The sequence below is a fragment of the Pseudomonas cichorii genome, assembly GCF_003700275.1.
GTDB lineage: Bacteria > Pseudomonadota > Gammaproteobacteria > Pseudomonadales > Pseudomonadaceae > Aquipseudomonas > Aquipseudomonas cichorii_B.
In genome coordinates this window covers 100,818-116,561 of record NZ_RBRE01000089.1, presented here as the reverse complement: position 1 = coordinate 116,561, position 15,744 = coordinate 100,818, and the positions used below count along the sequence as shown (strand labels likewise).

Sequence of the window (15,744 nt, the reverse complement as noted above, 5' to 3'; positions counted from 1 at the left end):
AAAAGTTGACCACTACACATGCCCGTCTTTGGCTATCACTTTCAAGGATGAGCTTTTTGAAACTGTGTGAGCGTTAATTATCTTAGTTGAGCATTCATGCGCCAGTGATTGTGGGACGCTGCATTTTCTAGTTTTTTTGAAGGAGCCTAGAGTTTGAATCACTGTGTGAGTCGCTACAGATGCCTGATTTTCCGTATCTCGGTGGCAGTGTTTATACTTTCTCCCTGATTTGCACCAACAAGGATCATTTCTTCCCGGCGTTTTCATGAAAATCCTCTAAAAACTAGATAATTCGCGTTAATCATGAGCGCCGCTGTGCCCATAGCGTCGACATCTGGTCGGCAGGCTAGCCGAATAGTGTATGCGTTATGGGATCAGCGCAAGCCGTCGAGGTAGCTCGGAATAGCGACTCTGAAACCGCTCCGCTCACTGACTGCTTTTGGCTGTGGACTTCAACCGGTCAAGTATACGAAGCGTAGCGGCCAAATTCGATGTGAACGTCTGGTCAGGTCGAATGCAAATGACTGGTCAGTGCAATGCATACGGATGATCAGGTGGAATGCAATTTCCCACATAGGCTAGACAAATCGACCTCGCATTAGCCTTCGGAACGGTAATCACCAGGCTGCATTCGCTGGATATACCTGGAGGAGTTGCTCGGATACAGGCCATGATCGCAAGCGGAGCGCGCAGGCCCTTTGGGCCAAAGGCCTGAGGATGGACGCCCGGAGGGCCAAACCCTGGCGAAGCCAAGGTTTGGTTCACGACAGCCGTACCCCGACAGGGGGCTGGCCCAAAGCGGGGATACTTCAGATCGCCGTCGACCCATAGGGTAGGGAAACCGCCAATGGCCTCGCGAATGAAGCTTTCTACCATTTCCGAGTATGGGCCTAGTGAACAGTGCTACTGGTTGTCGGTAGTCCGACTGCGTATGCCAGTGACATATTGGCTGAGTGGTGCCCCGTGCTATCGATGATTTGACGCATGAAGTCCGCATAATTATCTGTAGTGCTTCGGATGGCATGAGGTGTAAGCAGGCCCGCATTAATATCCGCTTTGCAAGCCCACGAGACACAGATCTTTCTCAGCGCGTAAGGCGATAGTGGACGCCCAGAGCCATTAGCCGCACGGAAAAGATATTCTCCTTCCGACAGCTTCGAGGTCTTGATGTACTGCTCAAACATCGACCTGTGCCTATCGGGGATCGCTTCAATAACATTCTTGGTTTCACGGCTCTTCACACCATACACCGGAGCACTATGCTGCATTCTGGCCGACAGGAACTCGTTTTGCCGCAAAGCACCCAGCATGCATGCGAACAGCGCTCGATCTCTCAAGCTCCCAGATTCGGCAAGGATCTTTTCCAGCGTCTGAACGTGTTCCTTTGACAACCCCGGCTGATCCCCGCGAACCAGTTCAGATAACAGGCCATGACTAGCACCTGGAGACACCTGCACACGTTTGAAGGCTACGAGCTTTTTCAGTGAGAGATCGTTTACAAGCTGTTCCAGCTTCAGTTGTTCTACAGACAGCGACGCTTCTGACTGAAGGGTGGTTTTGATGGATGAGCCAATTGCCTGCCTGACTTCGGCTTCAGGCGGTACTGGCGCATCTGGGGGGCAGACCTTTGAGGTCTCGCTGAGATCATGGAAGCTCTCATAACCCAGCCCTCGTGCGAGTGCTTTTTGAGCATCTGCAAGTGAGATTGGGGCTGGGCCACACCAGTGCTGCTGCAATTGCTTGGACAGGCTTTTGAAGCCGCGATTACGGATCAGGTCGTCTGGATAGATTGGAACGCGCATAGCAATTCTCCGGTCGCCAGGGTGTCGGCTGCCCGCTGACTATCGTCGAAATGCGTGCGATAAAAAGGGTGTTCACCTGTGGCATTTGAGCCTTCACGAGCCGACCGTTTGATCCAGGGAGATCAGGTGCGGCAAAGCTATCATCTTGGCTTCGCGAGTGTCTAGGATCAGGTGAGTTGGGGGGAAGGCCATGCAGTGGTGTGGCCGTGTGCATGCATACCCTCCGCCCTATGCTCATTGGCAGATATGTCATGAAGTCAACTGGCGCCCCTGAGAGCCTCGTGCCCCTCTCTAACTACTGATGCTACTGCATTAATCGATGCTTCAAGGCTTTCAGCCTCATCAATTAACCCAAGTTCTAAAAGGGCCTCTCGTACAACAGATACGCGAACAAGTATTTCTGACAGCATGTTATTATAAAGCTGTATCTGCAGCTTGAAGAATTTTAGGTTTTTGATTTTGTATTGATCAGCATAATGATTCTGCATTTTGGCAAAGCGTTGGAAGATGTTTATTTCTTTGGATAGTTCATCGTCTATGAATTCGTCTGGTTCTTCGGTCTGGGAAAGACGATGCATGAATAGTTCGATTTTGTAGCGATAGGGGTTGTGGCGCGACTCTATGGTGTAGAAGTCTAAATACTCGCTGTCCTCCATATATTTGGATATTTGGATGTCGTATTCAGGGTGTGCTAAAAGAAACCCATCCACCTCGTTCTGAGACTGGATGTCCCATTTCCCATATAACTCTTTATCTTGGCTGACTAATTCTCTTACTTTATTTAGCCAGTCATAAAGCCGCCGATGATTTTCCTGCGCAGGGTCATCGCGTTCTGCAAATGCAATCTCTGCCTCGCTAGCAGGCCTGACAACCCCTTTAACCGGCTCGAACGCTTTGCATAGCGCCAATTGTTTGGGCGTGCAGAATGCAGGATTTCTCAAGTTCATCAAATCAAATTCAGCATGCTCATAAGATTTCGCAACCAACCTTGAGCAGAACTGCTGCTTTGAATCTTGATGTCTTAACAGCGTCCTCAGCTTAATGGTAATCGCTTCATTGAGGGCGTAGAGGCTTCCGACTTTTGATTGGGCATAGGAGCAAATTGCGCGAGTCTCAAGCTCAGATAGCGGGCGTTTCGCACGTAAAACCAGTACATCCGTAAGTCTATCGAATATCAGGCGTTGGGGATTTTTTGAGAAAACGCCAGCCATCGTAGCTTCGATAGTAGTGTCTCCGACATAAATGGCAGCATGCGAATATCTGCTGATTGTGGCGGCTCTTACGGAGAGACTTACCCCGCCCTTGTCGCCGGTTAGGATGATATCGGCAGGCTGGAGCAGTGAGCGTTCTAGAATGTATTTTCGAACAGACATTAAAAATCCCTTTAATTAACTTGTGGTATAAAATTTTAGCTACTTAAATCAGCTAGGGCTGCGGAGATTTCATCGACGTCTTGACCTCGTATGGTCACTAACATGGTGCGATCTCACATTCACCGGCCCGTTACGAGTGTGCCTGACATGGCTGTTTCGAATGTGGCCGCTGACACGCTGAAGCGCTAACCATTCGGGGAAGAATGACATCGCCTGCGTATGGCGCCGATACACCTTAGGCATATGTTGCTGCAGGTACACAGCAAGCGAGTCTTCCGTGAAGTCGAAGTTGTAGACGCGCCAGTAGGCTTCGATGAGATCTCTGTTCCGGCCAAGGTAGTAGCGCCATAACCACCCTGGGTTCGGCGTCTCGTACTGGAATTTGGCCAGGGCAGGTGCCTCATCCAGCGATGCCTTAAACCCCTCCGTCCAAATCAGGAGCAGCAGCAAAGCCACCCCGATGACGATCATGAATGTCTTGTCGTAGATGAATGAATAGATCGCTGCCGGTGAAGCCCAGCCCCACATGATCCAGCCGAACAGGAAGGCGGGCAGGAAAAAGAGCGGCATTAGGAAAAGGCCGATTGCCAGGCCAATCCAGGCGCCAATGATATCTGGCAGCTTCGACCAAATGTTCGGCATGTGTGTCTTCCCTGGAACCTAGTTGATCAGATATATCTCGATGGTAGCTCAGGGGCTGATGCTCAGGGAATGGTGTCGCGCATGGCCCAGCTGCCGAAGATCGCCGAGGCTGCCAGCGCTGGAAATGAATTGCTCCAGATTGCGGTGTATGGAAGGCGCAAGCAGGTATACACCCTCCTTCCAGCCTGAATGCCCTGAGAGCAGCCAGAGCGTATCTGTTCTGGCTGTGGGCGAAGCGTGCATGCCTTGAGCAGGGTTTACTTGGGGGCAACGTAGTAGCGAACCGATGACTCCAGGAAGCGCTTGTTGAGGTATGTCGGCGTGAGTTGGCCGGCCTCTTGGAGCCCGGCAAGTAGCTTCTCGTCAAGCAACACGAGTTCCGGGCTCACGGGCAGTGCTAGAAAACGTTTCTCGTACAGCGCTACGTTCGAGTCGGGGAGGATGAACTTCTCCCCCGTCGTAGTGAAGGGCACCCATACAGTGTCCTCAATCAGCACCCGCCCTCTGATGAAGAACGATGTGAGTGCCATGCTCACAACCGTGCGGGCTGTAGCATGTGGGTTTCCAGCTCCCCTGTAGGTTCGGACGGTATCATGCACTTGCTCCACTTCATCCTCTTCAAGGTCAGCCTGAGACGGCGCCCAAGACGGGGGCTCCATGGTGGAGTCGTAAAGCGGTCTTTCTTTGGCTGCAAAATAGGCACGTGCTGCCAACATCACGAAGTATTCTGTGATCCAGGGGGAGCGAGCGATGCTTCCGGTCTCTGCGAGTAACGTCAGCTGCTGCTGATAGTTGTCCTCGTTCGTTTTGATCATGCCTTGCTCAGTAGGCTGATCCCACAGTCTGGCAACAACGAACGCATCCTTCGGGGCTCGGTATATTGGGTCGCCACCTTGCTTGCGGTATATCGTTATAAGGTTTTCTCCAGCCAGCCATTCCTTCAGATGCGCCTGGGGGATCACGTGCTGATTGACCGTGATCCTGTTCGGGTTTTTGACGCGATTGCCGTTTTCATCCAGCGTTTCGCTGGGAGTTTCGTGAGGCGAGTGGTCTTTCTTGTACATGCTAAGGGCCCAATAGTTTTTTAGCTGAACCGGCGAGCAGCTATGCAGCTCCGAACGGGATCATTAATCAGGATTTGCCCATGTAATGCTCCCAAATGGAAGCATTACAATTGAGGTTCTGTCAGATAGCCCGCATCCAATCTAGAGTGCTACGGAAAACGGGAAACTCTTGGTCAATTACCTCCGGCTGCCAGTTCCTGATGCTGTCCTCCTGGGCGATGATGGCTGCTTCTCCCTTCTCTTCAATGTTTAATGCGTCCTCAATGCACCCCATTGGCCAGACCCAGGTTGAGAACGTTGCCTTCATGGCCTCATGGGCGGCGTTTGCGAGCGGTCGGCCTTCAGCATGCCTCGCGAAGGCAGCCCAACAGTCCGCTGCAGTTCCGCTTTGGGATTTCTGAGGCATTCCATTTCCTCCGAGCTGGAAACCTTCGGCTTGGCTGACAACCCGAAGTACAGATTTGACGTTATCCATCTCTTCGCATTCCTTCGTAAGCCAGGGGCCTCTAGCGTGGGTGAATGCAAAATCCAAGTCAGCGATCACGCCACATTTGATACCCATTGCCGTCAGCACAGAAAATCCTTTAGGGATAGCGGTGCAACTCCCAAGGGCAACGAAACAGATCCGTTCAAGCTCCGGACTAACGCCATAGAGCTTTTCGTAAATGAGGGGTAGCAGCCTCTGGTCGGTTTTGCCCTCGCACAAAATTACCTTTTCGGCGAAATAGATCTCCGCAATGTTTCCGAGCTCAAAGAGAGTTCGAGATTGGGCTTGAGCCTCTGCTATAGCTTGAGTAACCGCCGTGCCCATCGGAATCCGAACCTCGGAACCATTCTCCCGTGATCTGCGCACGATGACCGTTTCGGGCGCGTTATCCCTGCTCACCATCAATGGTGAATGGGTGGTAAAAACGACTTGGTAGCCGGATTTTGAAAGCACATGAAGTGCTTCCCTAAGGCCCCTGACACCTTGTGGGTGGAGAAAAGTCTCGGGTTCATCGATCAGCAAGAGACGACGAGAAAGGTCTTGATCGCGGGTTTTACGGATGTCGGCTAGGAGCCGGATCAAGGCCATTTGTATTGCGCGCTGAGCACCGCTACCTAAAGTGTCGAATCGTCTGGTTTGACCAGATATCTCATCTGTCACGTTCAGATCACCGCTCTTGAAAAACTCCTTAACGTCGATTGATGGTACGTCCAGGTTTAACTGCAAACCAGGGAAGAAGCTCGAGAGGGCGCTGGTGGCACTGGTGTCGAACTCAGTCAGCAGAGGGGATCGGTTCTCACCGTCGGATCCCAGGATATTCCTGACTGCTGTGAGTGCATCCTGTACCTCTTGGTGAGCAGTGAGGATGGGTGCCATGATTTCATCCAGTAGCCCACGAATTGTGCTGCCAGCTTTGCCTTTACCTAAGTCTTCCTGAACATCGTCCATGGCGCGGATATGCAACGCTTCTGGTAGCAACGCCGAAATGGCTTGAGGCAGGCCCGTCGGATAGGAGCGCCAAGAGGTAGGGACACCTTGATCATCGAGTTCAGCATTCTCCCAAACCTCCGTGGAAGGCCTAGCCGAGCCTAACGCAGAAATCCTGATCCAAAGGTCTCCGCCGATGCAGTAGGGATTAATAGCGGCTTGATGTCGGGCTTCAGGGATCTGCGCAATCAGCTCATCGGTAATCCCGGATACACAGGCGCTTATGATGATGGGCTGGGCAGGGTCATTCGCATCTGTCTTCGCGAATGCCTTGGGCGCAAGCACCAGCCTGATCGCATCCAGGATAGTAGATTTTCCTGCGTTATTTTGACCGACCAGTGGGGTGAAATCGCCGAGTGGCAAGATCACTTGCCTGCAAGAGCGAAAGTTCTTGATGTGTACTTTGCTCAAGGCGTGCATGGGGTGAATTCCTTTTCTACGGTGGGGAAGGCTCCTCAGCGTAGCTGGAAAGTGGCGATGCGCCATGATCTTGGAATTATTGCTCAAGGATGCAGCAGCGCTGTGACCGCATATCCTATCTCGCGCAAGCGAAGCGCGCCGGCCCTCGGGGCCAAAGGCATGAGGATGGAAGCCCGCAGGGCCAAAACCAGGCGCAGCAGGGGTTTGGTTCACGAGAGCCGTCCCCTGGAGGGGGCAAGCCAGGAAACGCATGGCACAACGTCCGGAAACGATGTCAGGAGGCTGGAGTGAGCTTGCGTGCAATCTCAAAGTCCTCATCTCTTAAGCGCTTCAGCTCCCGCAGTTCGGCTTCATATTCCTCAATAGTCAAATCAGTTTTTAACCGCTGTACAAGTTGCTCCTGTTTACGATCAAACAATTCCATGGCACTTGTGAGATGTACCGAAGTAACCGTTGCGGAATAACCTGAAATCTCTTTGAAGGCCAAGTGAATGTATCGCTCGACTGAGTCTGGCGATTTATGCCCAGTCCACATCATGACTTCCGCGATAAAGCCTTTGACGTCGAGAAGCGCTCGCCGGAACTCGTCGGAGTTTGACATCTCATGCTCTTTAATCATTCTCACGAATTTCTTAGTGATGAATGCATGCCTGAACATGTGTGGGGATATCTTCTCCTTAATTCCTGCTGCTATTTTGAGATCTGTGACCTCAGAGGTGATTGTATCCGGCAGTAGCCCTTCGCCTGTTGTTTCGCCTATGAACAAGAAACCGTCGTTTTTACCTTTCTTGTATTTCTTGGCAACCTTCCTGCGGTGAAGATTGATGTAGGTGATGATATCGCTGAGTACCATCTTGTGAACTGGAATCAACCGCTCGCTTGAAGCTCCCTGCTTCCATGTCTCCAAACGAAGCATAGGCTGATCCGAATTAAGTGCATTCAGGATATCCTCGACCCGGATCCTTGAAATTTCTCCTCGCCGAGCTCCCGTGTGCTCTAAGAGCAGAAGCATAATCTTCCGCCTCATGTTAACGAACCGAGAACTAGGCAGTGTATCAACAGCATCGGTCAGTTTCTTGATGTTGGCATCAGTTATGGGGAATACACTTCGTGTCCGTCCTCCAAGGCTAAGGGAATGATGGTGGATGTAGGATTTCTTAATGCTTCGACCATTTCGGGACGTAATGATGAAAGTCTCATGAGTTATTCGAATCGTACCACCCTTGGACACAAACTCCGGGTTTCCATTGAGTCGCCCCACAAACTCCAAGAAGTCTAGGCAAAGGCGACCAATCGCTAGAATGGTGGGTTCAGACTTTTTGTTGGAGGTTGGGTAGATTGGGGACTTCTCGTCTCTCAATGAGCCAATGAACGTCGTGAAGGTTGAATCTGTTAGGTGAATGAGGTCTATGTTTTTATAATAGCAGTAGCGGATTAATTGCCCTATCTTAGAAGCATATTCTCCGAGGGAGCCGCCCTTAGAACCTCGGGTAGACAGACCTCGGTTACCACCACGCCCTGCACGCTCAAGCAGAGAGAGTATGTAGAGATTCGCAGGAATACATGGCGACCCGTCAGGCCAAGTCACAAACGGGATGGCGTTAAAGGTATTGGTTTCAATTCTTCCCAGCGCCATGTGTGAGAAAAGTGTTAGCTCATCAATGAGCGAGTAAAGCTGATGAGAGGTTGCCTTGTTCATCATCGATACTCGTCAAGGTTTATGACGGCTTTCTCATCTGAATTTGTAAGCCTGTTAAACGGCGGGGCATTGAGCGAAGTGATTGCTGATAGCGCCTTGATTGCCTCCGCAGCACGTAGCGCCCTTACGCCCGTGCTGGATGCGTCTCGAACACTTTTGATGTCATCAAGAGCGCGATTAAGAGCCTGCAGCAACACCATGTTCGTCTTTTGCAGAGCAGAGAGCTTGTACTCCAGCTCCTCTGCGCGCAGGGTGAGCCCTACCTTCGTACGTTTGTTGGAGCGTTCCGCCCTACGTCCGGCAGCTTCCACTGCCTCCAGGGCCGAAACTCGAAGCCTATTAAACCCATCGAACCCTGCCGTGATGTTCCGCTCGGCATATGTCTTCAGCGTATTCAAACTCATGGGCGATGTCGTCTTGGCAACCTCTCCGGCCTGGAAGCTGATTTCCAGGCCCGCCGTCGCCACCTGGCTCTTGAGCGCCTGGATCAGTTCTTTTTTGTCCTTGAAACTGTCGGGTGACTTATGGATATGATGAAGAAACTCCATAAGTGTATTAAGTGCCAAGGTGTTTCGCTCCACTCGAGCATCAACCTTCTTCATGCGTCAACCCCAATTACTTTTGCGATTACTTTAAAACGTTGACCATCGCCATCTTCGAAAAATTCCGGCTCGATGGTAATTGCACCTTCTTCCATCAGGTCTGCGAGATATTCTTCCAGTTCGTTTGTATCAGCAAGTGTGAAATTCTCGGTGCCGTACCGAGCGGTCACCAATGCAGCAAGGCTCTCGAAACTTTCAATGTCGCCACTGTGCAAGGCCTCAGCCACATATTGGACTTTGGCGCCTGCAAGCGTCGCTCCGTCAATTGCTTCAGTAATGTAATGCCATACGTGCTCTGCGTCAGTATGCCCAAGCATCCACTGCAAGGTTTCGAGGCCGCCGAAACTGCTGGAGTAAAAGAATAACAACGCAAAGAAGCGCCTCAACTGATGTTGCCGAATATAGTAGCGCTTGCCATCTTCATTGGTTTCGGTTTCAAAGTAGTCGCAGAAGAAGTCGAGGTTCTGGTTGTAGTTATATGAGTTCGCGTTGGCGAGTGACAAATCGCCACTGATCGAGGGGCTGCTGAACAATGTCGTGAGTTCATCAATGTAGCCCAAGCGTTTAAGGATTTTTTGCATCCGAACAAGGCTTTTGATCATTTTAACCGCAATGGGCTCAATAGGTCTGACCTCGGTCTGGCGAATGCCGAAAAGGTTACGGCTGCTTTTTCGATTTAGGAATACAAGCCATTGCTCTGAAACATCAAGGCAATTGGATGCATGAAGATCTTTAAGCTCCCCAACGCGACGGCCCATTAAAGCGCCTACAATAATTTGGGTACTGCCGAAATATACCTTTATAAGCTCAAGAAGTCCCTTGTTGGCTCGTAAGTCAGAGTAATACTCCGAGGTTGATCCCTTGATGGGTTCAAGGTGGGCAGTACCGATTACCCGCCGAGATAGGCCAAGTCCTTCAACTCCAAGCTTGCGAAGGTCTTCACCGATAATTTTGCGTACTACATCGTCTGTCAGTTCGCTTGTGGAAATACCCTTCAGTTTGCAATGCAGGGCCACCTTGCAGATTCCGTCGATCAACGATTTTCCATGTTTGATATGGAACTCTATTGCATTCCTCACGGCGCCGAAAACGACTTTCGAAGGGAGTGTCCTAAATCTACCTAGCTTGCCCGTTTCCAGGAGGAGTTTTCTAGTCGCGTCAAGGTCTTCTACAGATGGCGCAGGTAATCCTAGTTCATGGAGGGTGCCAAGGCTATAAAGCGTTCTTCTGAATTGGTAGAAGTCAGCCATTGCTATTGACTCTTGATTACCAGTGGTCACGGTGATGGGGAGAAGCTCTCGAGTAAAATAGTCACATGTTCTAGTGGAGAGTATGTCGGCCGTTGGCTTGATTTCGAGGCGGCCCTTCAATGTGTTCCGGTAGATTAAGTTCGAGATTTTTACGGAGTTAGGCGTGTAGCCTTTTTCAGAGCGTCTATATATATCATTCACGTATAAGGCCGCGCGAACGCGCGGGATAATTTCCAATGGGATCTCGAGCGTATTGTTCTCAATTTGATCTGAGCTTATTTTGTTGAGGTCTGGAAATTCTTTCAGTGCAGAATCAATATCGCTAGCACTTGTCTGGAGAGTAAGATTTAAGCAGTAGAGCGATAGGCGCTTCGACCAGCCATATACAGCTTCGGCGGTGGATCTATTGGAGCAAAGCTCTGCTAGAGTAAGCTTTAAAGCATCCCTTCCAAGGCCGGCAAGGCCATGCTTCGCTAGCTGAAAATTTTTGGCGTTAAGCAGCAGGAAGTCCACAATATGCAAGGCGCGATTGAAATCGTATACTCGCGTTGAGGTTGCACTTGTGCGGGTTACAGTCTGGGAAGTAGAGTTGGTTACTCCTGTGATGAAATATTTTAATCCATCCAGAAGCTCCCTGTTTTTAGGGTCGATGAGGCGGCTGCCATCATCCATCTCCACATTCCAGTCAATAATTTTAGGCTTTTTGAAGCCAAAGCTGTAAGCCCAGTAGTTGTCATCGAAATCGCTGAGCAACCAATCAGCCTGTCTCAGAGCAATGCTAGGATCAATGAAAAACTGGTTTAGGAAGTCGAGCTCAGGCGGCAGTTGCATAGATGACCTTTTCCATTTGGCTTGGGTTGCAATGAGATTTTGCGACGCTAAGGTGCTCTTTCAGTAAGCTGTCATGACCACGCTCGATCTCTTTACTGACGGTTTTTGATACTTCAGCCCAATACCTAGCTCTGCCGCAAATTTGTTGTTTCCTGTCGGAGGCGTTAACGGCAGCTTCCAAGGAAAGAAGTGCCGTCATGATTCCTACATCAATTGATATGTAGACATGACATTTTTGTGACGTGGCCTTTTCATCGTCTGGCTTGTTCTCAGGGTTTTTCAGGTGATGAGGGATGTCTTTGAGAGCGTGGTTTTTAAGGAAGGAATGCAGTTCATCCATACTCTCAAAGCACGTGGCTTCTAGCAGATATGGACTATCCTTCATCGCCTCGCAGATAATGCTCCGCTGAAAGATTCGGATCCACCTTGTTTGAAAAAAGGAGAGGATTGCATCAGGTAGGTATCGTCTCAGCAGATTGGATTTGTAAGTGGCATGCCCCAGAGCTTTGGCCATTTCCGTGACGTTCTTTGTGCGAAGGTACACTTCAACACCGCATGAAGATCTCAAGGAAGATAGAGAAACCCTTTCTAGGTAAGCCAGGGTTCCGCAAGGCATCATGTGTTCATATGGAGCAAATTGCTCTAGCAAGCTCTCGCGTAGCGGAGCCTTCGACTCAAATGTAGAGCGATTCCATATAGGAAGCTTTGGACTTGATGGCGGGCCGAATCCTTTGCCGCAAGTGATGAAAAGCTCTTTCCAGATGGGGTTTCCCTCTTTTCGAAGAGCATCTCTCAGCGGCGCTGTGATTTCTATAACCTCTTCAATCCATCGCTGGGAATCTACAGTGAGCTCAATAATTTGCTCGCTGAGACCTTTGCCTCTTCGGTCTTTATAACCTATTAGCTTTGCGCCTCCGTCCGACTTTATGTAGCCTATATAATCTCCGTTATCGTCGTGAAGTTGGAGTTTATATAGAAATGAAGGTGTGATTTCCGGGTGCTCGGAAACCAGGAGGAACTGATAGGGGTGGAGGCTATAAGCTATTGGTAGACCCAATAACTCAGCGATTTTTTTGAAGCTTTCATGGCCGAAGTGTGATAGTACGTAATCTACATGACGTTGATAGCCGTCTCTCTCAAATGTGGCACAGATATTCTCTGGCCCGATTTCAGCTATGGTTTTCCTAGACATCCCTGAGTCAATTGGTGTGCCTGTTTTTGCCAGTTCTTTTCGCTGGTAAACGCTATTAATCATTTTTGAGCGCTGTGCAAAGGCCCAAGACTTAATGATTGAAATGTCAGTCAGAATCCTGCTGAATATGATCTCAATTGCTTCCTCATCTGTGAGGTGCAATGGAATCGGTGTGATTAGTTTTTCATGGACGACTACGCCGTCATCGCCCATCTTCTTCTTGCTTGCATGGCCAATGTTATGGTTCACCTTTGGCTTAGGTAAGCCACCTTGATAGGGCGTGGCCCACTTACCTGTCTCAATGAAAATCTGTTCGCAGGTCACCATGAAATTAACCCAAGTAATAATTTGGGAGTCAATTTTCAATCCGCGCTTATAGACATCCAGAAAATAATCTTTCATGAACGCAAGAAAAAATCCTTTTACCATCTGTGGGTGCTGGAACGTCACAGCAGGCCAGTCTTCACAATTGGCTGACAGAAAACCTACCATCTTGTTGACTAAGGAGTATGCAGGCCTTGCTTGTTTCTTGAAATGCAGTTTCCACTGAAGAAATAAATCCTCAGCGAACTTCTGCCCATGGCTCGTCCAAATGGGTTGCAAGGCCAGGTAAAAATGTTGGCCTTTGGAAGATTCGACAATCCAGCCATTCCAATACTGCATTCGCACTGGGCACAGCTCCGAGCGATGCTCCTGCCAGATAGCATCGCATAGCGCCATGCTTGCGGGGTCGTGTTCCACTCGCTCCATTGCAGGGATTTCGTTGCAAAGGCTCTGATGGATAACAGCCATGAGGCGAGCAACGGTACGGCGCGTGGAGGAGTGCATCTCAACAAAGTCATCACTCATCACGGCACCCATCAACCCTTTGACCAAATCCAGGTATTTGGGGCTGGAGAGATCAAGGTAGGTGACCTGAGCATTCTGCAGGTCACAATAGCATTCGAGTAGCTTAAGGGCAGTGCTGTAGCCAGTGGTGCCGCTAACCCTCTTGGCTGTCCTTTCCAGCAACTCTACGACTTCAGGCGCTAGGGCCTTGAAAGGATAGTTCGCCAACGATGCGGTTTTTTTGATGATTGTCAATTTCTACATGCTCTTAAAATGTCGCTAATGACGCTCTATATCGGGCGTTTCTGGTATTTTGACAGAATGGTGCAATCGGTCAAGAAGATTAGCGCAGTCTGGATGCCGATCTGGCGCTGGCCCTGAGCCTAAACGGTCGTGACTTGTTTCGCGACGAACAGCCGCTGAAAATCCTGCTGATGTCGGCCACCCTGGAAGGTGAGCGCCTTTCCACGCTGCTAGATGATGCGCCGGTGGTGCGTAGCGAGGGGCGCATGTTCCCGGTGAGCATGCAGTGGGGACGGCCGTTCCAGCCCGGCGAGTTCATCGAGCCGCGAGTGGTGCAGACTGTTCTCGATGCCTTGGGCAATGAGTCCGGCAGCCTGTTGGTGTTTCTGCCGGGACAGGCCGAGATCCGCCGCGTCAACCAGCAACTGGCCGAGGCCTTGGGCGAACGTGCCGACATCCTGCTCTGCCCGTTGCATGGCGAACTCGACCTGAATGCCCAGCGTGCTGCCATCGAACCTGCGCCCAAGGGCTTGCGCAAGGTTGTGCTGGCGACCAACATCGCGGAAACCAGCCTGACCATCGATGGCGTGCGCGTGGTGATCGATGCCGGACTGGCGCGGGTGCCGCGTTTCGATCCGGGCAGCGGCATGACGCGCCTGGATACCCAGCGTATTTCCCGCGCCAGTGCGACTCAGCGTGCCGGACGGGCAGGGCGCCTGGAGCCCGGTGTCTGCTACCGGCTATGGTCCGAAGCACAACATGAGCAGCTCGCCGCCTATGGCTCGGCGGAAATCCTCCAGGCGGATCTGGCCGGGCTGGCGCTGCAACTGGCGCGCTGGGGCGTGCTGCCGAGCCAACTGGTCTGGCTCGATGCGCCTCCGGCCGCAGCTTATGCACAGGCGCAGGACCTTCTGGTGCGATTGGGCGCCTTGAGCGGCCAGGGGCAGGATCGAAAATTGACCTGCCATGGTCAGGCAATGGCGGAGCTGCCTGCGCATCCGCGTATCGCGCATCTGTTGCTGCGCGGTCATGCGCTGGGATTGGGCAATCTGGCCTGCGATGTCGCAGCCTTGCTCGGCGAGCGCGATATTCTGCGCGGCGCTGGGGCCGACCTGCATAGCCGACTGACCTTGCTGGCTGGCAGCGAGCGTGTCGCCCGTGGTGCCCAGGGCGGCGTACAGCGAGCCAGACAACTGGCGCGTCAGTACCGTGGTTACTTGAGAGGCGCAGCCACTGCAGCGGTCAGCGATCCCGATCATTCGCGCTGGCTCGGTTGCCTGCTGGCGCTGGCTTATCCAGACCGTGTCGCCCAGCAACGCCGTCCTGGCGGTGCTGAATATCGACTGGCCAATGGTCGTGCAGCCCTGTTCGCGGAAGTCGATGCGCTGATGAAACAGCCATGGCTGGTCATCGCTGATCTGGGCAGCCGTCAGGGCCAGCGCGAAGAGCGGATCTATCTGGCGGCCGAGTTCGATCCGGCACTGTTCGACTCCGTGCTGTGCGAGCAAGTGGCGCATGTCGATCAACTGGATTGGGACGAGCGCGAAGGCGTGTTGCGCGCCGAACGTCAGCGCAAGGTCGGCGAACTGATCCTCAGCCGCGAGCCACTGACCGGCCTCGATGAATCAGCCCGTGGCCACGCTTTACTTGGACTGGTGCGGCGCAAAGGGCTGGAACTGCTGCCCTGGACGCCGGAGCTTCGCCAGTGGCAGGCGCGGGTGGGCTTGTTGCGCCAATTGGATCTGCAACGACAGGACACCAGCGAGTGGCCAGACGTCCGCGATCCTGCCCTGCTCGATAGCCTGGAATCCTGGCTGCTGCCGTATCTTGGCAAAGTCACCCGGCTAAGCCATTTCGGCAATCTGGACCTGTCCTCGATCCTGCACAACCTGCTGCCCTGGCCGTTGCCTCAGCGACTGGAAGAACAGGCACCGCACCACCTGAGCGTACCGTCCGGTTCATCCGTGCGTCTGGACTACAGCGAACACCCACCGATCCTCGCCGTACGCCTGCAGGAACTGTTCGGCCTGTCCGACACCCCGCGCATCGCCAATGGCCGACAGATCGTCAAACTGCACCTGCTGTCCCCGGCACGCCGCCCGGTGCAGGTGACACAGGATCTGGCTAATTTCTGGCGCAGTACCTATGCCGAGGTGAAGAAGGATTTGAAGGGGCGGTATCCGAAGCATTATTGGCCGGATGACCCGTTGGTGGCGGAGGCTACTGCGCGGGTCAAGCCGAGGAAGAGTTAGGGGAGAGATTAACTACCGGGCTGAGTAGGAGCGGATTTATCCGCGAGACGTGATTGAAGGCGATACATTTCT

The 15,744-nt window shown here is 52.0% G+C and carries 10 protein-coding genes and 1 pseudogene; 1 reads left to right on the top strand and 10 read right to left on the bottom strand.

What is annotated here, in order from left to right:
* Positions 1-12: 12 nt before the first annotated feature.
* The 10 genes from ALQ04_RS27760 to ALQ04_RS23660 form a co-directional block, all read right to left on the bottom strand.
* Positions 13-267 carry an SEC-C metal-binding domain-containing protein gene (locus ALQ04_RS27760; protein ID WP_122318149.1) on the bottom strand — a complete coding sequence of 85 codons (255 nt, stop codon included), beginning with the start codon at positions 265-267 and terminating at the stop codon, positions 13-15.
* Between the two features lie 623 nt (positions 268-890).
* Positions 891-1,802 carry a tyrosine-type recombinase/integrase gene (locus ALQ04_RS23710; RefSeq protein WP_122318148.1) on the bottom strand — a complete coding sequence of 304 codons (912 nt, stop codon included), beginning with the start codon at positions 1,800-1,802 and terminating at the stop codon, positions 891-893.
* Between the two features lie 257 nt (positions 1,803-2,059).
* Positions 2,060-3,175, bottom strand: coding sequence for a YiiX/YebB-like N1pC/P60 family cysteine hydrolase (locus tag ALQ04_RS23705; protein WP_122318147.1), 1,116 nt, complete (start codon positions 3,173-3,175; stop codon positions 2,060-2,062).
* Between the two features lie 69 nt (positions 3,176-3,244).
* Positions 3,245-3,817 (bottom strand): hypothetical protein, encoded by a 573-nt coding sequence (locus ALQ04_RS23700; RefSeq protein ID WP_122318146.1) that lies wholly within the window; start codon positions 3,815-3,817, stop codon positions 3,245-3,247.
* A 257-nt stretch (positions 3,818-4,074) separates the two neighbouring features.
* Complete coding sequence (locus ALQ04_RS23690; RefSeq protein WP_183142262.1) at positions 4,075-4,881, bottom strand: hypothetical protein; 807 nt, start codon at positions 4,879-4,881, stop codon at positions 4,075-4,077.
* 121 nt (positions 4,882-5,002) lie between these two features.
* A complete protein-coding gene (locus ALQ04_RS23685) occupies positions 5,003-6,775 on the bottom strand; it encodes an ATP-dependent endonuclease (RefSeq protein ID WP_122318144.1) in 1,773 nt (590 codons plus the stop codon).
* 274 nt (positions 6,776-7,049) lie between these two features.
* Positions 7,050-8,474 carry a site-specific integrase gene (locus tag ALQ04_RS23675; RefSeq protein WP_259645082.1) on the bottom strand — a complete coding sequence of 475 codons (1,425 nt, stop codon included), beginning with the start codon at positions 8,472-8,474 and terminating at the stop codon, positions 7,050-7,052.
* A complete protein-coding gene (locus ALQ04_RS23670) occupies positions 8,474-9,076 on the bottom strand; it encodes a hypothetical protein (protein ID WP_122318142.1) in 603 nt (200 codons plus the stop codon). Before ALQ04_RS23670 ends, ALQ04_RS23675 begins: the two co-directional genes overlap by 1 nt.
* Positions 9,073-11,157 carry an integrase gene (locus ALQ04_RS23665; RefSeq protein WP_122318141.1) on the bottom strand — a complete coding sequence of 695 codons (2,085 nt, stop codon included), beginning with the start codon at positions 11,155-11,157 and terminating at the stop codon, positions 9,073-9,075. The genes ALQ04_RS23670 and ALQ04_RS23665 overlap by 4 nt, the downstream gene beginning before the upstream one ends.
* Positions 11,141-13,432 (bottom strand): hypothetical protein, encoded by a 2,292-nt coding sequence (locus ALQ04_RS23660; RefSeq protein WP_122318140.1) that lies wholly within the window; start codon positions 13,430-13,432, stop codon positions 11,141-11,143. The genes ALQ04_RS23665 and ALQ04_RS23660 overlap by 17 nt, the downstream gene beginning before the upstream one ends.
* A 92-nt stretch (positions 13,433-13,524) precedes the next feature.
* Here ALQ04_RS23660 and hrpB point away from each other — a divergent pair.
* Positions 13,525-15,672: pseudogene (gene hrpB, locus ALQ04_RS23655) on the top strand (ATP-dependent helicase HrpB); the annotation flags it as partial.
* Positions 15,673-15,744: the final 72 nt, after the last annotated feature.